Consider the following 23,500-nt stretch of genomic DNA (forward strand, 5'->3'; position numbering starts at 1 on the left):
TTATAGTGAACACTGAACTCCAAAATTGTACACCTGCTGCAGTGGGTACCCCAGACCGTTACTTCCCATTTCCACATCCCAAAGCTTGAATTTGGAGAAATTGTACAAGTTGGTACCATTGATATACATTCTTATCTTGTCTATCCCAATCCGTCTGGTCAAGGTTTCCTTGAAAGTATACCCCAATTCAACCTGTTTGATACGCAAAAAAGATCCATTCCGCATAAACCAGGTACTTACTTTGGTATTATTTGTACTCGTAATATCATTCAATCGTGGCCAGAGTGCTTTCAGATTTCTGTTGTCTTCGGACCAATGATCGTTAGCGTACGCCTGCAAGAGCTGATTCTGTAAATCGAGACCTGAAAGGTAGCCATCATTTATCTCTTTTTGAGACCTATAACTTACAAACGGAGCCGTAGCTGCCGCATCTATCCAAAATGAAGATTTGGCAGACCCTTGAAAGAAAGAAGAGAAATCTACACCTTTATACCCCAACGAGAATCCAAAACCATAGGTCATCCGAGGCGTCGTCGGATAACCGATAGGCACCATATCCAGATTCGTAATCACACCATCCTGATCAATATCCTTGTACTTGATATCGCCGCCTAATACCTCATCAAACTGCTGCGGTGAGTTATAAGCTTCCTCATCATCGACAAATAAGCGTTCGGCGACAAAACCAAACTGTTGCCCAATGGGTAAGCCCACACGGGAGCGCCACGGAAATGCACTGTAATCCGGCTCTTCATATTTGATATATTTACCTTCCGCGTAGGTGAAATTCCCCCGTCCGGAAACAAACCAGCCACTGGCAAAATTTTTGTTCAGCTCTAAAGAAACATCTATACCTTTACTCTCTGCCTCCCCCACATTCGCTTGTGGCAAAACAACTACCCCCATCGTATTTGGCGTATGCGCACGGGTCATTAAGATATTGTACCGATGCTCTTTGTACACATCCACGACGAGATTAGCCATATTGAACAATCCTACTTCAGCACTCAGATTCAGCTTTCGTGAAGTCTCCCAAGTAATATCTCGGTTCTCCAAACGTCCCTCTGACACACCATATATCCTATTTCCAAATTCGGACCCGAAGGTGTAACCCGCACTCGATATATTAGGATCGACTTCAGACAAATAGAAGAATCTGTCATCCAGACTACCGATGGCATCGTTACCCACTAGGCCATAGGTTCCGCGCAATTTCAAATTAGACACGACCCGCTGTATGCCATTTTTCCAAAATGGCTCTCGAGACACATACCAAGCTGCTCCCACTGACGGAAAGAAGCCAAAACGGTGCTCTTTGGCAAAACGCTCCGACCCATTGTAACCAAAGTTTCCCTCTAAAAAGTACCTGTTTTGTAATGCATACGTAAAACGTCCAGCTAATCCCAGGTTTCTTCTAGCCAGTGAATTTTGCAAGCTACCGGCATTTGCAGAAATTTTATTTTGCATATTATACACCAACATACCGCTGACCGAATGGTCTTTTCCAATATCCGTGCTATAGCTCAAAATACCCTGAAAATAATCCTCGGAAGTAATCTGCTTAGAATCTTCGGTATAATCCAGGTATTCCTTACCAACCGTTGGGTTCAGATTTGTCAGTACATATTCACCTGTTCGCTTGTCATAGCTCGACAAAGCGTAATAAAATGGGCTATAAGTACGGGACACCTGGTAATAATTGTACCGCGTGGTATTATACATACCGCTCGCTTTCAATCCTTTCAAGATGAAATCCAGATCCTGCTTAACCTCAAATTGAGCTAAAAACATGGCATTGGTATAGTCCCGGTAACCTTTCATCAGATTCGCATAAGGGTTTAAATAATTCCCCGAGCCAGCATTTCCAAACAGGATATGTTCGGTGGTACGATTTTTTTCATCCGGCTCATAATAGGCGGGAAACAGTACAGGATCCGTACGCATAATCTGCTTGTAAAAATCGGCCCCGCTACCTAATGGTCCAGTATAATCCGTCCAGGTCGAATTGAGACGAACAATAGCTTCTGTTGTTTTTGTCAAGTTGATATTTACATTGGAGCGTAGTCCGTACGTTTTCAGATCAATACCATTGTTAAAGTTGTTGCGGTTATCGACCTTAAGCATGCCATTATCCTTGTTGTAAGTCGCCGCCACATAATACCGTGCAACCTTACCTCCCCCACTGACATTCAGATTGAGCCGGTTATTAAAGGTCCGATCTTTTAACAATAAAGATTGCCAATCTGTAGCCGGATAAATCATGGGATCTTCTCCGACAGCAGTCCGCTCTATCTGTTCCCATTGATATTGCCTGTTTCTTCCCCTCGTCAGACTCGCCTCATTTGCTAACTCCATATAAGTAATCGGATCCGCAAGCTCAATATTCTGTGTGGGTTGTGAAGCCGAAGTTTCATAACGTAAGGAAATACTGGCTTTTCCCTCACGTCCTTCTTTCGTCGTGATCAAAATCACGCCATTGGCTCCCCGGGCTCCGTATAATGCCGTCGCTGACGCGTCTTTCATAATAGAGAAGCTTGCCAAATCATCTACTTGCAACCGTGCCAATTCCGTCGCAGGAACTTCTACCCCATCTACCAAAATCAATGGTCGGTTGGAATACCCAAAACTCGTTACCCCTCGAATAAAAAAGTCCGCATTGTCCGCGCCCGGCTCTCCACTTTGCTGGAATGCAATCAAACCGGCGACACGTCCCGCCAAGGCAGTTGTCAGGTTACTTGATGGTACTTTCAGCTCACTAGGCTTAACTGTAGTTATAGATCCGACTACGCTTTCTTTCTTCTGCTGTCCAAAGGCTACGACCGTAACTTCTTCCAGGGCATCTGCTACAGGCCTCATCGTAACATTAATCTCGGTACGTGTCTCGACCGACAATGTCTGCGTAGTGAAACCGACATAAGAAAAAACAAGCTTTCCATTCTTGTCTACCATAAGCGAGTAACGTCCTTCCTCATCAGCCAACACTCCACGGCTGCTTCCTTCGACTGTCACCGTAGCTCCTTGTATAGGTTCTCCTTTATCATTCAAAATTCGCCCACGAACAAGATGCCCTCCCTGTTGTGCAAGAAGAGAGGCATGCGTACTGAGCAAGATAAAGACACACATCAACCACCTAACGTGTATCCGTTTACATTTTGCTTTCTTAATAAACATAATAACATTCGTTTTCTTTAAGTTTTATAAATTGGAAGCTATCTTTAATCCTATCGGTCAATTTGGATTTACATATAGATCTGCTTCAATACAAAGATATTTGTATGTTCATTGCACAACTACAATTATTATCTTGATAAATGATACTATATTTCAAAAAGAACTAAGACGCTTAAATACAGGAAATTCATCCTTTGTCGACAACTAAAAAACTTTAGAAGGTTCCTTAAATTGGGGAGGGGATTGCCGGCTATTTATTATGCCACTCCATCTGCCGCAATAGTGCTGTTCTGATCTTTTCCTCGGCCATCTCCTCCAAAAAACTCGTCCGACATCGCCAGGTTTCATATCCGCCTAACGCTATTTCATGTACAGGAGGAACATAACCTACATAATCATTCGCCAAGCAAATGGTAAAATACTTACCTAAGGGAGCTGCTTCTTTCAATGCTAAACCGGTCTCTGCAAAAAATTCACCTCCCAAAGCACCAATAATCCCCGATCCTATACGAAAAGATTGGATTGGGAAGTTTCTTTGCTCGGGAAGTTCGGCCAACAACACCTGTTCTCTCGCATAGATCCGCCTATAGCCATCATCATCTAATTGAATATGCTCATAATCCGTATCCATGACGGTTTGTTTTGCTGATTCTAGTTCCGACTCCGATGGCTTTCGCAAGCCCACCGGTAGCTCTTCGAACAACACCTCCAAAACCGGATTTTCCTCCCAGTGGAGATTTGGAATATCCTGCAAGACCTTATCTGCCAAATCTCGGCCAATAAAGGCACTTCTTTGATGCATTTCATTCGGATAACGAGCAGAACCCATAAAGTCCCAGATATTAATCTCCCCGCTGGTACCATTGCTCATCACCCCAACAAAGTCGTCTTCAGGGGCTAGCCCCTGCTTCAGGCTGTGGGCAAAACAGCCAAAATAATCGGCACTGATCGTACCACGCTCAGCATCGCCCACATAATGCAGCGAGTAATTTGCCAAAAGGGATATCCAGCTATCATCCAACCCTTTTATTGCCAAATAAGCCAGCTGTGTATCAGGTTCTGAATTGCTTTCTACAATGTATTCTTCAATACCGAAAGGGTTTGTCTTAACAGAATCATATCCTCCTGTTACCGGATTGGAGGGTTTGTATTCGGGAGCCATCTTATACCTTCGGCACAATACGTGCTCTGGTGCATCTACAGTACCAAAAGCTATTTTGCTGGGTTTGAGCACAGATAAAGTATCCACGCTTGCATCTACCAAGATTCGATGTAGCTTTCGTCGATAGGCCAGATCAGCGTGGCCCATCAGCAGATCCGTAATCGCTCCGGCAGAATGCGTGTGTGTCGCGGAAATCAAAATATGCGATGGAGGTATCCCCGTGATTTTTTTGATCTCAGCTTTCACCTCATCTAAAAAATCCTGCTGCATAGCGCAGATGTCTACCACCACAAATAGCAATATCGTGCTGCCACGCTGTAACGCCAGCGTTTTTGCGTACAATGGATCATGAATTTTATTGGCGTATCTACTTTGAAACTCTCCATTGATTAGTGTGCCCAATGGAGGGGTAATATCTCTTTGCAATGCTCCTGCTTGAAAATTAGTATCCATATGTTTGAAGAATAGCTCAAATATAGACCTTTGGGTCGTTAAAAACCGCTATTATTCTTTATAGAATTGATACAATATTTCAGAATTTGCATGGCAATGATCGGGACTGTTATATAACAAAACAGCTAAGGGTTCTTTACAAAAGGTATTTTGCAAATGATATTAATATTCGTACCGCTTCTTTTTTAGAATATTACAGTGCCGTAATTATCGGACCGTCGCTCATAATCGCTTGTATTAAAATACTAATTTAAAAAAGTTTTTAAAGCATCTACAGTATAATAAAAAATTATTGTAACTTAAACAACAATTTGGACACAACCATTAACCATATATTAAGACCTTGTCTATCTGATTCGGAGGATTACCCCGAAGCTCCGCCGGCGAGTGGCCTGTATTTCCGGTTTTTAGAGGTTGAGGAAACTGCTTGGATCGCACCCGGGCTTCAGGCTACTTATAAAGATATCGAGCATATACGGGTTATAGGCTTCAAGGGAACCCTGGAGCGGCCGGAAGCTTTCGAGCTCCTTCATGAGGGAGATATGTTGTGGATGTCCTTTCAATTTTTAGGGAAGTCCATCGTGAACAACGGCACGATCCAACATCTCGGTGCTACTGAATATACCGGTTTTCATAACAATGGAGAGCGTACGATCCTTCAGATCGATCGGGGCAAAACTTGGTTATCTTTGATCGGTATCCGTGATCCTAAGCTCTCCGCACTACAGGCGGAATACGAAAAGATTGCGACATTCCTTTTCACCCAAAAACCGACACAGCTGGACAAAGCATTCCTAATCGGCTATAAGCAAAAGCGTGTTTTGGAGAAAATCCAACAGTTGCGCGCCGGTGCTTACTCCTTGTCTGCAAAAATAATATATCATGTCAATCAATTGATCGAGTTGTTTGAAGAAGACCTTGCTGCGTTCGAAGATAAGGCCAACAATACCGAGGTAGCTTTGTACTATAGAGCGCTGGATTATATTAAGCAACATATCTTATTCCGTAAAATCCCACGAAAGGAAATTGCCGATCAGTTGTGCGTTACCGAAAAGACGCTGACACGTGCCTTTAGTCAGAAGAAAACGACGATTAGCCAGATGATTCAGGTTGCCCGGCTTGATCAAGCGCGGGAATGGCTCCGGCAGGGCGATCGCCCGTTAGCGGAGATAGCTGCCAATCTGCATTTTGAAAAGACTGACTTTATCGCGGCTTACACCACCTTGTTTAATAGTAGCCCGGAAGAAGATCGCAAAAACCGAAGTCGATCAAAACCTCGTGATGCGTCTGGGTTTTGACCTCAGATAGGTGTCTTTTTAACTATGGTCAGACAGCGCTCACCTTGAGTTGAATCAGATCGAACTCGAGTTCAATCACGTTTGACTAGAGTGAGATGACGTCTACCTTTGGTCAAACTGGATTAAACTCTGGTCAGGTTGCTTTTAACTATAGTCAGACAGCGATTACCTTTAGTTGAATCAGATCGAACTCGAGTTAGATCACTTTCGACAAGAGTCAGATGACGTCTACCTTTGGTCAGATTGCTTTTAACTATGGTCAGACACCGTTTACCTTGAGTTGAATCAGATCAACCTCTGGTTCGATCACTTTCGACTAGAGTTAGATGACGCCTACCTTTGGTCAAATCGAATTGAACTCTGGTCAAATTGCTTTTGACTATGGTCAGACAGCGATTACCTTTAGTTGAATCAGATCAAACTCGAGTTCAATCACTTTTGACTAGAGTCAGATGATACTCACCTTTAGTTGAATCGCATTGAACGCTATCCAAAAAAAACACTAATAGTCAACAAGTTACATGATATTCTGAAAAATGGGACAAAAACATTTTCGTTCTCCCCTGTTTTATGTCCCGTAATTTTTCTGCTTTTGCCAGGGTCTGTTCCCATCTTTGTACCGTTAGCTAACATAGAAGTATAAATTAATTGTTTAACAAAATTTAAAAAAGTAAGGTTATGAGAAGACCAACAACACAATTCAAAAACCTCGATGCAGCACAGTTAATTCAGTTTGCAGAGGACATCGCAGAGAATATCGCTACGAACAGCGATATATTTGAAACGCCAACACCAGATTTGGCAACATTAACGGCAGCGATCACTGTCTTTCGGAACAGTGTAACAGCCGCGTTATTCAACGACAGGCTTGCCATTTCGGCAAGAAACGAAAAGCGTGCGGAGCTGGAAAATGTGATCTACGAATTAAGCAAATACGTAGATACCATTGCCAAGGGCAACGAGACCCTTATTCTAAGCGCCGGCTTTACACCTTCTAAAGAGCCAGTTTTTGATACCGAGCGAAACCCGAAGGCTAACCACCTGCGTGTGGAGCCTGATGGGCTGGGGACATTGCGGGTGCAGGCAAAGGTCACGCCCTGGAAGAAGGCCCGTTATTACCAGTTTGAATACCGCAAAAAAGGAGTCGATACAGCATGGGAAAGAATATTAAGTACCAAGGCTGTACTGGAAATCGACAACCTGGAAGCGTTTCAGGAATACGAATTCCGGGTGACTTATCTGGGCAGGGATACAGTCCCTAACTATTCGGATGTAATATCCACTTTCGCATTATAGCTGCGAGCAGAGAATGGCTGTCCGAAAGCGTTTTTCGGATAGCCATTTCTTATCGTATATATCGTAAAAAAAACATATCATTGCATACACATGAAGATCATTGTTAAAGAACACCCACTTCGCCCGATTGTACTCCGATTTGACACCACAAAACAGCCCCCCGAGTTTGAAAAGGAAGCTCTTGATGCCTACTATGCCATGCACGACAAGACTTGGGAAACCAAACAAAACCTGCTGACACATAAAGACAGTTTGTATGAACTTGATGTACAGATAACCGAACTGGAGTATAGGTTGTTACCTATCGAACATCAGGTGAGCTTTCTGGAGGCCGGATTCAAACTGGTCGACAACGTGGAGCTGCCACCGGTTGATAAGGATTTCAGTATCGGTATCGGTGAGTTTAGAGCAGAAGTTAACACCCACATCACAGACATGCAGGAATTGTACAAAGACCTGATGCCGGAATGGAAGTGGTTTGACAACTGGGCTGACTTCATCTACGACCACGAAGATTGGTGCGCTCCCGGTGACAACGAACTGATACACCAGGTGTATCGACGCTACGAGGAAGTTTCGGTAGACATTGTTTCTCTGGATAGGGATCAGCAGGAGTTTTTTGGTGCCCATGGCGAAGTAAGGCAGCTGCAAAGGGATTATTTTGCGTATGGTAAGCAGGTATTCGACATGTATAATGACCTAAACGAGCGGGCTGAAAAAGTGTACAAACGAGCCAACCGGGTTAATGAGTATGTCATTGAAAAGTTTGACTAAAAAAAGGCAGCATCTCATCTTTATCGGAGATGATCAACTCTTCATGCGGGAGTTCCCAATCTATCCTTAAGTCGGGGTCGTCAAACTTAACACCACACTCGGATTCTTTGTGATAGAAATTGTCACACTTGTAGAAAAATTCAGCGGTATCGCTTAACACGACAAAACCATGCAAAAAACCTCGTGGAATAAAAAGCTGCAGGTTGTTCTCCGCCGAGAGGCGAACGGCTTCATATTGACCGAAGGTCGGTGAATCCTTACGAGCATCTACCGCCACATCAAGCACTTCGCCTTGCAACACCCGCACCAGCTTAGCCTGGGCATATTCGCCTGTTTGGGCGTGCAGCCCCCGCAACACGCCTTTTGTCGAAAAAGACTGGTTATCTTGCACAAAATGGATGGAAGTACCACTTATCTGCTGAAAGACACGCTCGTTAAAGCTTTCGAAAAAGTATCCCCGGCTATCGCCGTATTTAGTAGGCTCCAGAATATAGCAGCCTTGTAGTTTTGTTTCTGTTAGTTTCATGTAGTTAACACAGTTACAGGGTTACACAGTTACGAAGTTACGTAGTTCCAATAGAATAACTTTCATCACCTTCATCACCCCCACCACCTCCATACCTATTCATACTGCTTCTCGTAATACCGCTGATAGTCGCCACTGGTCACGTTGTCCAGCCACTCTTGATTATTCAGATACCAATCGATCGTGATGCTTAATCCCTGCTCGAAGGTAACCGACGGCCGATAGCCCAATTCTTGATTGATTTTTGTCGCGTCAATAGCGTAACGTAGGTCGTGTCCCGGTCTATCCTTAACAAAGGTTATCAGCTGCGCTGCCGTCCCTGCTGGCCTGCCGAGCTTTTCGTCCATCTGTTTACATAACTCTTTGACCAAATCAATATTCTGCCACTCGTTGAAACCACCGACATTGTAGCTTTCGCCATTTTTACCGCCATGAAAGACCAAATCTATAGCTTTCGCGTGATCGACGACATACAGCCAATCCCGCGTATATTTTCCATCTCCATAGATAGGAAGCGGCCTATTATTTAAAATGTTATGTATACATAAGGGGATCAGCTTCTCGGGAAAATGGTTCGGGCCATAATTGTTAGAGCAGTTTGTGATTACCACAGGCAACCCATACGTATCCTGATACGCCCGCACAAAATGGTCAGAAGAAGCCTTAGAAGCCGAGTAGGGAGAATGGGGATCATAGCTCGTTTCTTCCGTAAACAGGCCGGTATCACCCAAGGCCCCATATACCTCATCGGTGGAAACATGATGGAAACGCTTACCCTCGTAATTGTTCTTCCATAATTCCTTGGCTGCATTCAACAGATTGACTGTACCGATCACATTTGTCATTACAAATGCCGTAGGATCCGTTATCGAGCGGTCTACATGCGATTCGGCGGCCAGATGAATGACCCCATCGGGCTGGTATTGCTGAAAAATAGCCTGCACTGCGCTGTCCGCCCTGATATCTGCCTTAACGAAAGTATAATTTGCCCGGTGTTCTATATCCTTCAGGTTTTCCAGATTGCCGGCATACGTCAAAGCATCCAGGTTGATGATATGGCAATCGGGGTATTTGGTTACAAACTCCCGTACAACATGTGACCCGATAAATCCTGCACCACCTGTTATTAATATGGTTTTAGTCATCTGTTTATTTTTGTTTTCCGTTCTTCTCCGCTTCCTTCTCCGCAACAATACGGCGCAAGCCCGAACTGGAAAAGCGGTGGTCACGGCTGTTAAAATACAACTCTATACCTTTCTCTTCACAATATTTGCGACCGGTAAAATCTTTATCCTTGTATTCATCACCGACAATACGCACATCCAATTTGAAGGAACGTAAAATATCTTCGAGGTCTTGCTCCGTAGAGTAGGGAACAATTTCGTCCACGTATTCGCATCCCCGAAGTTGGATATAGCGTTCCACCACAGTTTGTGTCGGCTTATTTTTATCGGGTCTATCCAACGTAGGGTCCATCTGCAATCCACATATGAGGTAGTCACACTGACGTTTGGCCTCAGCCAACATCATAATGTGTCCTGCATGCAATAAGTCAAATGTAGAGAATGTAATCCCCACCCTGGGACCGGGATTATAATCTCTTCTTTTTTTTGTGATGGTTTCCTTTTGGGTGTTCATAGTCTTTTTCGATTGATTTTATTACCGTTTGTCAATCGAGGACTAAGTTAATGCAAAAACTCAACAATTAAAAACCCGAATGTCGACGCCTTTCCTCTATCGTACACACGATTATTACATTACATTTTTTAACAGATGGCACGACTTTTGTCTTGCTAATTTTATACCGACGAAAAAACATTAGACCATTTTTAAAATAAAAAAAGGTAGCATTTGGGGGTAACATATCGTTATAAAGATGGATGCCTTATAAAGATTAGTTGAAATATGAATTTTATATCACGTTTATTTAAAAACGGACAGAACAGCCCAACGGTAAAAGTTCTAGGTAAATTAGCTTTTTTGGAAGTTGATATGCATAATCATCTTTTACCGGGAATAGACGATGGCAGCTCTAATGTAGACCAGTCATTGTCGCTTATCAAGGGGCTGAATACATTAGGGCTTCACAAGTTCATCTGCACACCACACGTGATGGAGGATGTATACTCCAATACAAAATCGACAATCTCCAAATCCTGTACAGAGCTTCGGAAAGCTTTACAAGAGACAGGCAACAAAACCCAGGTTTTTGCGGCTGCTGAACATATGATTGACCATGGGTTGCCACACTTGATCGAAAAAGACAATCTCTGCGTGATGCCGGGTGGCTATGTGCTAATTGAAATGTCGTATTTATCAGAATCACAAAGTCTTTTCCAGATCATCTCGGATATTCAGAAGCTCGGCTACAAACCTATATTAGCACATCCGGAACGATACAGTTATTTCCACTATAATTTTAACATGTACAAACAGATACGGGATGCAGGTTGCTTATTACAGATGAACTTACTGTCTATCTGTCGGTATTACGGTACGGAAGTAAAGGTAGCCGCTCTGACGATGATCAAATCGGGGATGTATGATTTTGTGGGCACCGATCTTCATCACGATCGTCATCTTCAAGCACTGATTGAAGTGGTAAAAAGATATCCTGTACGGGAATTACTAAAAACCTGTGATATCCTCAACCCGACACTATTGGATCACATGGCACAAGACAAATCAACCATCGCGGTCGGTTAAAAAAACCTTGGACTTACAATGCGGCGGTTATGCTGCCCAAACTTCACACCTAAGGTCAGTTCATGTGTGCCGGACTGAAGGCCTGCCATTTTGTTAAGCATATGATCATAAGAATACCCTATCGCAAATTTGGGGTTAAGGTAGAATTGTGCAATGCCGCTGATCGCGTTCAAAGCACTTAGTTTATTAACCGTGTATTCACTATAATCACGAGAAAAAACTCGCGCACGCATACGATAGCCAGCTCCTAACCATAAACGATCATTAAAAATGAACATCGCATTGAGGTCCATAGCCGTTGGTCCTCTAAAATCATCTTTCACCAATAGACTTGGACGTAAAAGAAGATCACGCTCTAGCTCCAGTAGAAGTCCGAAAATAAAATAACCTTGTACTTTACGATAGATGCTTTCGGTAGTATTTTTGCTGAATTGAAAATCCTGGTCACTTTCAGTTCCTGCAAAAAGATCTTGTACCGATACACCCGCATACCATGTGGGGTTACTGTAATACACCCCTAAGCGAATATCCGGCTTCCAAGTGCTTATCACGCCTAATGGTATAGACTCATCGCCTTTATCGTTATACTCTAATTTGTTGCCATCAAGACCATATTGGGTAAATCCTGCAGCAACACCCAAGCTCAACCGTTGCCTATCGTATGGATCAAGCTGTAACCGCAGGGCGTAATGCCCATATACACTGACTGCACTTTGGGCGCCAAGCTGATCGCCAATAACCTGCACGCCTACGCCATGACGGCGTTGCACATCATCCAAAACGCCATCCAGCGATATTGAACCGGTTTTTGGTGCTCCTCGCCATCCGGCCCACTGGCTACGGAGTCCGAGCTGACCAAACCATTCCTCTTTATAACCTGCATAGGCTGGGTTAACGCTCAGTGCATTAAAGATATATTGGGTAAATTGAATATTCTGTTGACAATATCCGGATACAGCCGACAAAAGCATAAAACATACGGTCCAAAGAGATCCTTTCATATTTTCGATATCCTCTATCTACAAAATACGATTATTTATTTCGCTTTATCAATAGTTTATAGAAGGTTACAGGGTTACTTAGACCTTAGATTATCGATAAGTGCAGGACAATCGGGCCTTCATCATTTTTTTGCCACCGCTCATCCTCTCCGTCGCTGCCGCGACATGGCCCTACTTTTTTTCCGCAAAAAAGATAGGCAAAAAACTCGCCGCTGTACCCAGATGCTACAATGGTAGTGCTTCCTCCTGAAACCCGCATCTGGCTAAGGCGGCATTTTAGCCAAACGGAGAGCTTGTGCTACCTGCATAACGCAAGACCCGATTGCCCTGTCGATAAGTGTAAAAAGAAGTAGGTAGCAAGAAAAGAAAGAAGCACATACCATACAAAGACCTAAAAATGTCGCCTTAGCGGGTCGCGGGTAGCAAGAAGGAAGAGACGATGTAGCGAGCCGGTACAGCGACACGCTTTTGGGTACCTTTTGGCAAGACAAACCGAACGAAGTGAGCTCTTGAATGCCGTTGAAGACAGACATTTTATGAAAAAAGTACCTGCCCGTCCGGCACAGAGGACAACAAACTAATACTTCAGCTTTTCGCGGCTATAATCTCCTCTTCGTATCTGGTTTATGAGTTCTCCCCAAGCGAACGGGTTCAACAAGGGGTTATTCATCCGTTGGTTAATATGCTTATTACTCATAATCGTATGCCGTTGTAAGGAGTGGTAGCTTTGAATTTCTTCTGCGCTCCGTGGTACAATCTGGGCTAAAGCCGCCATGGCTTCAGGGCTCAGGTTCCGCTTTGCAGCGGCTACCGGATCGTCGCCGGGTTTCAGTGCCATAAAATCGACCAGATAGTCTTCATAACTGGCCCATGGATAAGGTGTCACGGCAGGAAGTTCGATAACGAGGCTGCGCATCTGGATGTGTGCGGTAAACTTATCACCCTGCACGTCTGGAATGACATAGGTCAGTGGACTAAAGCCCACGCTTGTAAATGATATCGTATCTCCGGCATGCGCAACGAAAGAAAAATAACCATCATTATTCGAAATAAATGTCTGGTCCCGGAATGAAATATTCTTAATGGTGGCAAAGGCTACAGGCAGGTCGGCATTGTTGGCAGAAGTAATCAGCCCACTGAATTGCAGGATGTTCCTTTCCTGCCCAAACGATAGGTATCCGCTAAGACATAGGAAAAAAACCAGTAGGTATGTTTGATAACGTCGCACTTTAACAAAACTAAACAAATATTCACGCACACGCTGTTAAAATGTGTTAAGCCGCTGAAACAAGAGTATTACAACTGATTCGGATTGATGGCATTCGGATCATCCATTTCCGTAATGTTCAACGCTTCTACAGCAACGATTTCGGGAACTGCCTTTTTGATCGCTTGCTCCAACCCGGCTTTAAAAGTCATGATACTCATCGAACAGCTCGCACAAGTCCCCAACAACTTCAATTTCACCACGTTGTCACTCGTAATCTCTTCAATACGCACATTCCCGCCATCTGTCTGGAGATAGGGCCTCATACTATCTAAAGCTTGCTCTACTTTCTCGTAAATAGTCATTTTATGATTGAATTACTTTAACCATGTAAAGATAATCATTTTTATTGGTTTTGTATATAATGCCTCTTTATTCAGCAGGGCAATCGGGTCTTCATCATTTTTTTGCCACTGCTCATCCTCTCCGTCGCTGCCGCGACATGGCCCTACTTTTTTTCCGCAAAAAAGATAGGCAAAAAACTCGCCGCTGTACCCAGATGCTACAATGGTAGTGCCTCCTCCTGCAACCCCCATCTGGCTAAGGCGGCATTTTAGCCAAACGGAGAGCTTGTGCTACCTGCATAAGCCCTGCTTTACTCAGCTCCTGGAGATTACATCCTTGGACGTCGCATACCTCCCGGAAATCTTTGCTCCGGTTGCGGTGCCATGCCCGAAAATTTCTGTAAACGGAAAGTAAATGTCAGCATAAAATAGCGGGCCAGACGATTGGTACGGCTGTCTGTCAACACCTCACCTACGGTACGGTTGATATTGACCTGTTGATTTAACAAATCGAAGCCCTGAAGACGGATGGTACCACGCTGTCCCTTTAAGAGCCGTTGTTCGATATAGGTATTGATGATGAACGGATTGACATTATCCGAATAACCCTTGTTAAAAGACTTCGACACATCCGCCCCAAAAATCGTCGTCGGCGAGAGATTTACCGACCCGATAAAAGATGGCGCAATAGACGTTATATTTGGCGCCTCAAACTGTGGTAGCGAAGAATTAGTGATATTATACGAGTAGCGCACACCGGGATTTAACTCCAGATTTTCGGATGGGTTATAGCGGAAAAATAAGTTCTGCATCAAAATCGTATTATTGGTGATATTCTTTCCGTAGTCTTCCAACGGGGTATCTTCTTCCGTCGCCAGATAAGAAATATTTTTACTGTACGTCACCCCTCCCATATACATGATATTATAGGTCTTGTCTTTCAGCGAACGTCCGTAATGGTAAAAAGAACGTATGCTATATACAGGGTCACTCTCATTCCGATAACCGATCTCCTGAAAAAGCCCTTGACCGGAAACATTGTATCTACTGTTCAGCGACACAATCTTATCTTGTGTCAACTCGGCACGAAGAAAGGCAAAGAAGGTTTTCCCCTTTTGGAAATCACCTGCACGGTAACGTAAATTCACGCTATGGTTAAACTCCGGATCCAGATCCGGATTACCAATGGTCGTCCGTGTACGGTTTGTAGAGACTTCAAAAGGTAATATCTGCGAAACCGTCGGTTCGGTGGATCTTCCCGAATATTGTATGCTTAAATTCGACTGCCGCGAGAACTTATATTCAAAACGGGCAATGGGTACAAAATTAAAATTCTTACGCTCAATGATCTCGTGCCTCTCCGAGCTATAAGCATCCCCTTGCAGCAAAGATGGTTGCACGGATGCGCCAAACGAGTATTTCACCTTATCGTTTTCAAACCGGTAGCTTGCTCCGAAACGGTGTGTCGTGAACTGGTAATCGTAGTTATAATCGTAATTTAGCCGGGGATTACTTAAATCATTACCGTCCTGATCCTCAGCATGCTGATCCTGTCTATCAAAGTTGTCGTAATCGTTAATGTTATAATCGTAGGTGAGCTCCAAGCGACCTTTCTCCGAAAGGGGTTCTGTGTAAGCAACTGAGGTCCCAGCATTCCAACTTTTATTCTGAGCATCCCGAATCGCCTCTTCATATACCGATCCGATCTGTTCCCCTTGATTTGCCGGATCATACACCTTTTGATCCAAAATTTCAGTGAAGTCACTTTCCGTAACGGCATTGTCGTAGTTAAAGTCAATAAATAGATTCCTTCCGTTGTCGCTCAACTTTCGGTTATACAAACCGCTGAAATTATAACGCGGTGCTGTGGAACTGCTTGTTGATGTCTGATCCTGAAAGTTGTCTAAGATCGATTTTTCAATGAATGTAGACTGCGAATTTCCATCGGAGCTGTTATCGTCAAAGCCCAACTGCGGCGTAATCTTGATATAATCCTTATCGGTAATGTTCCATTCAAGATTACCTTCAAATCGGTGGTTGGCCCGGATGTTGTTATTCTCTTTATCCATCTCTTCGGTCAAATCCTGGCCAATGTATTCCGTAAACGAGTTGGTCACCAAATCATTGTCATCCCGACCGTACGAGTAGCTCCCATATGTTTTGAGCTTTTCACTAAAATCGTGTCGGATATTCACGCCGATGGAACCTGTATTGGTAATCCCCTCTGAACCGCCGAACATTCCACCACTCCGAGAACGTCCGCCACCACCGCCCGACCGCCGGCGTGCTCCGCCGCCCATGGACTGAAAATCGAAGAGACGCGCATTCATATTATTCAGGTTGCCCAAGACGGACACTTGTGTATTGTTATTGAGCCCCATCCACATGCCCGTAGCTTGATACCGTTCTTCGGTTCCTCCACCAACACGTAATGTTGTCATATATCCTTTATTATACTCTGGATCGATCACAATATTCAATACCTTTTCGGAGTCACCCGATTTATTGCCGGTTACATTGGCCATATCACCGTAATCGTCAATAATCTGCATTTTCTCGATTACATTAGCAGGCAGGTTTTGTGTCGCGGTCTTCACATCCCCACCAAAGAAATCCTTACCATTGATTCGGACACGGGTCACCTCTTCCCCCTGTGCAGTTACATTGCCGTCCTTATCTACCTCTACACCCTGTAATTTTTTCAAGGCATCCTCCGCCAGTGCTCCTTCCCGAAGCTTTAGATCTTTCGTTGAATATTCTACCGTATCACCTTTTACCTGTACGGTGATTACCCCATTGATCACGACTTCTTCCAACATGTTCGGAATACCGACAAGCACAAAGGAAGGAATCATCATCTTAGATTCACCTTTTGGAAAATCAATCTCCTTTTCATATGGTTCAAAACCAATACTATTTACGCGTACAATAAACCGGTCTGCCTGCACATTATTGAAGGTATAAACACCGCCTACAGAAGAACTGGTCACCAAGGAATCCTGAGGAGAAGTCAGTTGCACGGAAGCTCCAGCAATTACACGAAAGGCTGTATCCCGCAGTAGCCCCTGCACAGTTTTTCCGGATTGACCTTGCGCAAACAATACTTGCATGACCAAGGCTATGGCTAAAATGCCAGAATTATATTTTTTATTCATTGCTTCTATGCTTATTTTAAAGTGTCGACTACCCAGATTTCTGTTTCCTCGCTATAAGGATTTCTTAATGTAGGCCCTACGGGGCGGTAGATACCATACATGCCGCTGTAATTCGGCGTGCGTTCTTTTGTCGCCTGTTGCAGCTGATGGTATTGTGTATTGATCAGGAGCTGCACGGCGATTTCATCCGATTTGAATTTTATCAGGTCGAGCGGGATTACCGCTTCGTAGCGTAAATATTGATTGCTGTCGATCTTAGCGACCGCCTGAATACCGTAATCGTTGTGAAGAGACAGCAGCCCGTCCCGTACTTTCGTAAACCCCCGGACAAAATAACCTCGCGTAGTATGCAGCAGATCTTGTTTGATATTCTTCCTATCATGATCTTCATCCTGCCGGATAGCACGGAGGCTCTCCCGATCGGCCAAGGGGAAAATCAGCTGCGCACCGTCTTTCTTTTTGTGATTATAACTCATATTTAATACAATCCCCCGAAGGATAGCTTCATTCTGCAATGCCGGATCTTTAATCACGACAGCGGCGTAGAGATGATCGGCATCACGCGACAAGGCACATTGCCACAGCTTGCTATCTGCGCGGTAAAAATGACCTTCCCACTCCGTAAGATCCCCATCTACAACGACATTTGGCAGGGACAAAAACGTATAATCGGCAGGCTTTTTCTTTTTTTGTGAAAAAGACAACAACGGCAACAATATGCCTATGATCCAGAAATAATGTTTATATCTTACCATGTTCTCTGATGTTTACTTCATAATCTTTCGTCTTTGCTCTTTAATCCATCATCCCAAATGATTATTTTTACACAAAAGTTTTGCCGTTTTTGCGTTAACAACTTCCTATACGACACAAAAGAAAGAAATTGTAATGTAAATAAACGTTAACAAAAAATCATCACAGAGAAGTTACATTTTATTCATCAATAATGTTATTATCTTTTTTCCAAGAGCAATTGATCGAAGCAGGTTGTGACGAAGCAGGCCGAGGATGTCTGGCAGGACCTGTCTTTGCTGCTGCCGTGATATTTCCGAAAGATTATTATAACCCTGTACTGAATGATTCAAAAAAACTCTCTGAAAAGCAACGGATGACACTTCGCCCGGTCATCGAGCAGGAGGCACTGGCCTATGCTGTCGCCAGTATTTCTCCCGCGGAGATCGATAAAATCAACATTCACAATGCATCCTACAGGGCGATGCACCTGGCATTAAATGCGTTACAGGTAAACCCGGAGTTTATTTTGGTCGACGGCAACCGCTTTATCCCCTATCCCGACATTCCCCATGAATGTATCATCAAAGGCGACGGCAAGTATCTTTCGATTGCTGCTGCATCGATTTTAGCAAAAACCTACCGGGATGAATATATGCATCAACTCGCCCAAGATTATCCGGTATACGAATGGCAGTCCAATAAAGGGTATCCTACGGTCGTACACCGCAATGCTGTCCTTACGCATGGTTTCAGTCCCCATCACCGCCGTACCTTCCGGGTAACCGACCCGCAGCTGAAATTAGCTTTGTAATCACTAATTACTTGTTTTTTCTACTTTTTATCGCTTAAGCCGCGATTAGTTCCTACTTTTTTTCCGCAAAAAAGATAGGCAAAAAACTCGTCGCTGTACCGGCTCGCTACATCGTCTCTTCCTTCCTGCTACACGCGACCCGCTGAGGCGACATTTTTAGGTCTTTGTATGGTCTGTGCTTCTTTTCTTGCTACCTACTTCTTTTTACACTTCTCGATAATCCTGCCTACCGCAGGCAGGCTAAGGTCTAAGTAATCCTGTAACCTTATATTAGAGTTACATAGTTACAGGGGAATAAGGCAGAAAGAAAAGATAAAAAAAGCAGAATCCGTACAAAAGCAAAGAATGCTGCCTCAAAAGTTTAGCTTCGCTGAGCTCCACTTTGTTCCGGTTTGGCGATAGCAGTGGGAAGCACTATCCGTACAGCCAAAAATTTTAAGCAGCGAGTTTTGATTACTTTTGCGGCCAAAAGTAATAAAGCCCCTTCGCGGCTCGAGCGATAAGAGAGAGATAGGAAATATGAGAGAATAAATTCCGTAGCTTTGCACGGCATTTATTTTATGTTCATGACGGAATACAATCTCATCCAGTTGGATAACGGTATACGCATTTTGTTGCACCACCAGAATTCGCCCATCACACACTGCTGCCTGATTGTCAACGCGGGCTCAAGGATAGAGCAGGAAGGAAAATTCGGCATGGCCCATTTTATCGAGCATCTTTTATTTAAACGCACCGAAAAAAGATCCACCAGCCAGATCCTCAACCGCATAGAACAGGTTGGGGGTGATTTAAATGCTTATACGACAAAAGAATATACCTGTATCCATGCTTCATTTTTAAACCCATACCTGGAGCGGGCCATGGATCTTTTTGAAGACGTTCTTTTCCATTCGACGTTCCCGGCTCACGAACTTGAAAAAGAGAAAAGTGTGATTCTCGACGAGATTGCTTCCTATGCAGATAGTCCCGAAGAGTCGATCATGGACGATTTTGAAGACATGCTCTTTCAGGGATCGGGATTGGGCCACAACATTTTGGGACTGGAGGATGATCTGAAGAGTCTTTCCCGTACCGATGTACTGCACTTTATCCAACAGGCGTATCATACCGACGAGATAATAATTGCCATTTCGGGTGATTACTCGCTGAAACAGGTGGAAAAATTAAGTCAGAAGATTTTTGGACATATCCCTTCCAATACTACACCCAGACACCACGAGACCGTTCAGCTACGTCCCAGCGAACACCGCATCATCAAAAAACCCATCAATCAGGCACATTATATGATAGGAGCGCAACTTTTTGGTTATTTCGACGAACGGAAGATGAGCATGCTCTTGCTCAATAATCTGCTGGGCGGAATGGGTATGAGCTCGATCCTAAATCTGGGTATTCGCGAGAAATACGGCATAGCTTACACCATCGAATCGAACTTTACGATGTATAGCGATGTGGGTAACTTTAGCATCTATTTAGGAACCGATGAAGAAAAGCTACCCAAAGCGATTAAGCTGGTCCAGAAGGAACTGCAAAAATTACGCGACCAACCGTTGAGTGGTTTACAATTGCAGCGTGCCAAACAAAAGTTCAAAGGGCAGATTGCACTGGCAGAGGAGAACCGGATGAGTATGATTATTGCGGAAGCAAAAAACATCCTGGATTATAACCGTGTGGTAACGTTGGCGGAGGTATTTACAAAAATTGACGAGGTTAGAGCGGAAGATATTCAAGCGCTGGCCGTTGAGTTTTTTGACCCTCAACGACTCCTGTCTCTGTCCTTTGTACCTGAAGATTAACCGGCAATCGTCATGGCGAGGAGTACGGCTTGTCCCGAGGGTCGGAAACACGGCAACCTCGATTTGGGATTTAGATTTTATTATATTTGTGCGAAATAATTAAAAAGGAATAAAACAGAAACAACTACAGCATGAAAACTGCATATATTTTTCCGGGTCAGGGCGCCCAATTCGTAGGAATGGGTGAGGACCTATACAACTTGAATGATGACACGAGAGCCTTATTCGAAAAAGCGAATGACCTATTGGGTTTTCGTATCACAGATATTATGTTTCAAGGCACAGGGGAAGATCTGAAACAAACAAAAGTTACCCAGCCTGCTATATTTTTGCATTCGGTTATTCTCGCCAATGCTATGGGCGATAATTTCCAGCCGACGATGGTTGCCGGACACTCCTTGGGGGAGTTCTCCGCGTTGGTGGCTGCGGGAGCATTATCCTTTGAGGACGGACTTAAGCTCGTGGCACAACGGGCCAATGCGATGCAGAAGGCCTGTGAACTGGAGCCTTCGACCATGGCGGCTATTTTAGGCTTAGACGACGAGATTGTGGAACGGATCTGTGCACAGGTAGAGGAGGTGGTCGTTCCCGCTAATTACAACTGCCCCGGACAACTGGTTATTTCAGGGTCTATTGAAGGTATCGATAAAGCATGCGCGCTACTTACAGAGGCAGGGGCTAGAAGAGCCATGAAACTCAATGTGGGTGGTGCTTTTCACTCACCATTAATGGAACCTGCCAAGGTAGAATTACAGGCAGCAATAGAAGCCACCGAAATAAAAGTGCCTATATGTCCTATCTATCAAAACGTAGATGCCAAATCATATACCGATCCTGTTCAGATTAAGGCCAACCTTATTTCACAGCTCACCGGAGCAGTTCGTTGGACACAGACCGTACAGCATATGCTGGCCGACGGTGCTGAACATTTTGTCGAAGTCGGGCCGGGCAATGTATTGCAGGGGCTGGTCAAAAAAGTTGATCGGCAGGCGCAGACGTCGGCTGCAGAGATTTCATAAAAAAAGAGAGAGGCTTCGACCTCTCTCCTTTTTTATTTCAGTTGTTTCACCAACCAGTCCTCGACCTTCTCACGCTGTTGCGGAAAAGTCCAATGTCCTGTTTCCTGAACAACATACACCTCCTTAGGTGCTTTAATCTGATTGTAGGCCGCATAGTAAGAGGTAGGCGGGCAGGTATCATCGTTATAGCCCCAGGTATAAAATCCCGGAACCTGAACGGAACGGGCGAAATTGACAACATCGTAATATGCCGACACCTTGATTTTTTCTTCTTTTTTCAGAAACGATGCATTAGAATCGTTGAATAGGTGTGGCCAGCCGCCCGCACGGCCGTGTAAATAGCCTGTCAAATCACAAAGTGCCGGATAAAGTGACGCCAGATGTTTTACACGGTTATCTAATGCTGCCGTTATAATGGCTAAAGCTCCTCCTTGGCTACCGCCCCAAACAGCTAAATTCCCACCGTCAAACTCGGGTAGTGAAAACAGGTAATCCACAGCACGCACACAGCCGAGATATACGCGCTTATAATAATATTTATCTCTATCGTCTAAATTCGAATAATAATAACCCTTTAACGCACCAAAACGAAGGTTATCGTACAATTCCGCTTCATATGTTACAGGAACACCGTGAATACCGATCTGCAAGGTGATTATCCCTTGTTCTGCCAGATTGATAATTCCCGAATACGGACGAACACCCGCTCCAGGCACCTGAAGTACGGCTGGATACTTTCCTACCTTTTTCGGCGTAGCCAAAATCCCATACAAACGAGCTCCTGTTTCGAAATGTTGGATATTCACCTGATATACATTGACCTTCTCGGTACAGCGCTCGGCCAATAAGGTCACCTTGGCATCCATAGGAATTTTTGCCGCTGCAGCTTTAGCATTGTTCCAGAAATCCCAAAAATCTGCGGGGAGCTGTTGTGTAGGTTGGATACTTTCGGGCGCAAAACCCGCTGTGGCAATACCACGGTATTCTTTTCCATCAACAGTCACGCGTACGTCACAACGCAGAAAACCCGGTTCTTGAAGAGTAGCCGCTTTCCCGACAGCCGTATAAGGTGATTTTACGACCACCGTGCCGGACTGTGACGCTTTCATCTTTTCCAGACCGATCGTATATCGCACCTCCACATTGTTAAGTGGCACCTGGTGCTGGAGCACGGTGACAGAGAAAGACGCTTTCTCACCCAGCTGGTAGGTCCAGTCGGGTTTATCAGGGGTGACAACAACTTGAATGAGTTCTGTCGAGCGCGTCTGTGCCGATACCATATGGGAAAGGCACACCACATAAAATACGCTCAGGATAAAGGATAATCTGTTCATCATGGAATATACTATAAGTTTACTAAGAGGTGTTAAAAGCGTCTAAAGTAAACAAATTATAGTTAATTCCTTATAGAGACCGAAGAAATGTCAAAAATTCCTGCTGAAGTTCCGCTCCTTTATCGTCGTTATACCACCGTTGCAATGCTTCTTTAATTTCTTCAAACGTCCTTTGTTCTTCCTGCATCTTCTGATATAATGCCTGTGCAGGTTGGGGACGTGGGCCCCAGGTAAATAGATCTTCACCGGCTTTATTTCGGATAATTAGTTTTGGGATAGATTTTCCTCCGTTCGTCAGATAGTCATTGATGAGGTAGGGTTCCGAATCCCGCAGCTGGATTTCCAAGCGAATATTGGGGTTGAGCTCAGCTATCTTTAAGATTTGTGGCACCGAGTGAGCAGCATCGCCACACCAGGGCTCGGTAATCAGAATCCATTGTTGGGGCTCAGTGACGGCCGCTATCTGCGTTTTTATCTCTGCATTGACCTCAAATCGCTTTAGCCAGCGATTCATTCGCGACCAGTTTAATTTGGTGTAATTCAAATACTCGGGATCCGCATAAAGTGGATACTTTTCCGGTTCTGCTAAAACGGCTTCAAAATAAGCAACGTATTCTTCAAAGTTCATTTTATCCTTTTTTTTCACAAAAATAGGCATTCCTTACGGGAAGAATAGTCATCAAAATGTTGCAATTCGTTAACGTTTATT

The 23,500-nt window shown here is 44.2% G+C and carries 21 protein-coding genes; 7 read left to right on the plus strand and 14 right to left on the minus strand.

The genetic code is table 11. The features are described from left to right. Both G5B30_RS02410 and G5B30_RS02415 read right to left on the minus strand, forming a co-directional pair. Positions 1-3,171, minus strand: coding sequence for a SusC/RagA family TonB-linked outer membrane protein (locus G5B30_RS02410; RefSeq protein WP_206366984.1), 3,171 nt, complete (start codon positions 3,169-3,171; stop codon positions 1-3). Between the two features lie 250 nt (positions 3,172-3,421). After that, the gene (locus G5B30_RS02415; protein ID WP_165318378.1) at positions 3,422-4,786 is read right to left on the minus strand and encodes a hypothetical protein; all 1,365 of its coding nucleotides are present in this window, start codon (positions 4,784-4,786) and stop codon (positions 3,422-3,424) included. A gap of 311 nt (positions 4,787-5,097) precedes the next feature. On the opposite strand from G5B30_RS02415, the gene G5B30_RS02420 reads away from it, so the two are divergent. The 3 genes from G5B30_RS02420 to G5B30_RS02430 all read left to right on the plus strand — a co-directional run bounded on the left by G5B30_RS02420 (position 5,098) and on the right by G5B30_RS02430 (position 8,154). Next, entirely contained in the window at positions 5,098-6,084 is a 987-nt protein-coding gene (locus tag G5B30_RS02420; RefSeq protein ID WP_165318379.1) for a helix-turn-helix domain-containing protein, read from the plus strand. A gap of 678 nt (positions 6,085-6,762) precedes the next feature. After that, complete coding sequence (locus tag G5B30_RS02425) at positions 6,763-7,380, plus strand: hypothetical protein (RefSeq protein ID WP_165318380.1); 618 nt, start codon at positions 6,763-6,765, stop codon at positions 7,378-7,380. A 90-nt stretch (positions 7,381-7,470) separates the two neighbouring features. After that, on the plus strand, positions 7,471-8,154 hold the full coding sequence (locus G5B30_RS02430) for a hypothetical protein (RefSeq protein ID WP_165318381.1): 684 nt from the start codon (positions 7,471-7,473) through the stop codon (positions 8,152-8,154). On the opposite strand, the gene rfbC is transcribed toward G5B30_RS02430, so the two are convergent. The 3 genes from rfbC to G5B30_RS02445 all read right to left on the minus strand — a co-directional run bounded on the left by rfbC (position 8,135) and on the right by G5B30_RS02445 (position 10,318). Continuing rightward, a complete protein-coding gene (rfbC, locus tag G5B30_RS02435; RefSeq protein ID WP_165318382.1) occupies positions 8,135-8,680 on the minus strand; it encodes a dTDP-4-dehydrorhamnose 3,5-epimerase in 546 nt (181 codons plus the stop codon). The two genes, G5B30_RS02430 and rfbC, sit on opposite strands and share 20 nt — an antisense overlap. A gap of 95 nt (positions 8,681-8,775) precedes the next feature. After that, entirely contained in the window at positions 8,776-9,825 is a 1,050-nt protein-coding gene (gene rfbB / locus G5B30_RS02440) for a dTDP-glucose 4,6-dehydratase (protein WP_165318383.1), read from the minus strand. Between the two features lie 4 nt (positions 9,826-9,829). Beyond that, entirely contained in the window at positions 9,830-10,318 is a 489-nt protein-coding gene (locus tag G5B30_RS02445) for an adenylyltransferase/cytidyltransferase family protein (protein ID WP_165318384.1), read from the minus strand. A 267-nt stretch (positions 10,319-10,585) separates the two neighbouring features. Here G5B30_RS02445 and G5B30_RS02450 point away from each other — a divergent pair, with 267 nt between their 5' ends. Next, positions 10,586-11,386 (plus strand): tyrosine-protein phosphatase, encoded by an 801-nt coding sequence (locus G5B30_RS02450; RefSeq protein WP_165318385.1) that lies wholly within the window; start codon positions 10,586-10,588, stop codon positions 11,384-11,386. Here G5B30_RS02450 and G5B30_RS02455 read toward each other — a convergent pair. The 7 genes from G5B30_RS02455 to G5B30_RS02485 form a co-directional block, all read right to left on the minus strand. Then, the gene (locus G5B30_RS02455) at positions 11,383-12,387 is read right to left on the minus strand and encodes a type IX secretion system membrane protein PorP/SprF (RefSeq protein ID WP_165318386.1); all 1,005 of its coding nucleotides are present in this window, start codon (positions 12,385-12,387) and stop codon (positions 11,383-11,385) included. The genes G5B30_RS02450 and G5B30_RS02455 overlap by 4 nt on opposite strands. An 85-nt stretch (positions 12,388-12,472) precedes the next feature. Beyond that, positions 12,473-12,646, minus strand: a complete 174-nt coding sequence (locus G5B30_RS02460) for a hypothetical protein (protein WP_165318387.1) — start codon at positions 12,644-12,646, stop codon at positions 12,473-12,475. 318 nt (positions 12,647-12,964) lie between these two features. Further along, on the minus strand, positions 12,965-13,615 hold the full coding sequence (locus tag G5B30_RS02465) for a carboxypeptidase-like regulatory domain-containing protein (RefSeq protein ID WP_165318388.1): 651 nt from the start codon (positions 13,613-13,615) through the stop codon (positions 12,965-12,967). Positions 13,616-13,683: 68 nt separating this feature from the next. Continuing rightward, on the minus strand, positions 13,684-13,959 hold the full coding sequence (locus tag G5B30_RS02470; protein ID WP_165318389.1) for a NifU family protein: 276 nt from the start codon (positions 13,957-13,959) through the stop codon (positions 13,684-13,686). A gap of 12 nt (positions 13,960-13,971) precedes the next feature. Then, positions 13,972-14,190: a hypothetical protein gene (locus tag G5B30_RS02475; RefSeq protein WP_165318390.1), complete on the minus strand. Its 219-nt coding sequence runs from the start codon at positions 14,188-14,190 to the stop codon at positions 13,972-13,974. A gap of 77 nt (positions 14,191-14,267) precedes the next feature. Beyond that, complete coding sequence (locus G5B30_RS02480) at positions 14,268-17,093, minus strand: outer membrane beta-barrel protein (protein WP_165318391.1); 2,826 nt, start codon at positions 17,091-17,093, stop codon at positions 14,268-14,270. 11 nt (positions 17,094-17,104) lie between these two features. Continuing rightward, positions 17,105-17,848, minus strand: a complete 744-nt coding sequence (locus tag G5B30_RS02485) for a hypothetical protein (protein ID WP_165318392.1) — start codon at positions 17,846-17,848, stop codon at positions 17,105-17,107. Between the two features lie 191 nt (positions 17,849-18,039). Here G5B30_RS02485 and G5B30_RS02490 point away from each other — a divergent pair, with 191 nt between their 5' ends. The 3 genes from G5B30_RS02490 to fabD all read left to right on the plus strand — a co-directional run bounded on the left by G5B30_RS02490 (position 18,040) and on the right by fabD (position 21,457). Next, complete coding sequence (locus G5B30_RS02490; RefSeq protein ID WP_165318393.1) at positions 18,040-18,639, plus strand: ribonuclease HII; 600 nt, start codon at positions 18,040-18,042, stop codon at positions 18,637-18,639. Between the two features lie 566 nt (positions 18,640-19,205). Beyond that, positions 19,206-20,438 (plus strand): pitrilysin family protein, encoded by a 1,233-nt coding sequence (locus tag G5B30_RS02495; protein ID WP_317164308.1) that lies wholly within the window; start codon positions 19,206-19,208, stop codon positions 20,436-20,438. A 131-nt stretch (positions 20,439-20,569) separates the two neighbouring features. Beyond that, positions 20,570-21,457 (plus strand): ACP S-malonyltransferase, encoded by an 888-nt coding sequence (gene fabD / locus G5B30_RS02500; RefSeq protein ID WP_165318394.1) that lies wholly within the window; start codon positions 20,570-20,572, stop codon positions 21,455-21,457. 32 nt (positions 21,458-21,489) lie between these two features. Here the strand turns inward: fabD and G5B30_RS02505 are convergent, their stop codons facing one another. Together G5B30_RS02505 and G5B30_RS02510 are read right to left on the minus strand one after the other, a co-directional pair. Beyond that, on the minus strand, positions 21,490-22,794 hold the full coding sequence (locus tag G5B30_RS02505) for an acetylxylan esterase (protein ID WP_165318395.1): 1,305 nt from the start codon (positions 22,792-22,794) through the stop codon (positions 21,490-21,492). Between the two features lie 67 nt (positions 22,795-22,861). Beyond that, positions 22,862-23,419 (minus strand): thioredoxin family protein, encoded by a 558-nt coding sequence (locus G5B30_RS02510; protein ID WP_165318396.1) that lies wholly within the window; start codon positions 23,417-23,419, stop codon positions 22,862-22,864. Positions 23,420-23,500 lie beyond the last annotated feature (81 nt).

The sequence above is a fragment of the Sphingobacterium sp. SGG-5 genome (assembly GCF_011043525.1).
In the GTDB taxonomy this organism is placed as follows: domain Bacteria; phylum Bacteroidota; class Bacteroidia; order Sphingobacteriales; family Sphingobacteriaceae; genus Sphingobacterium.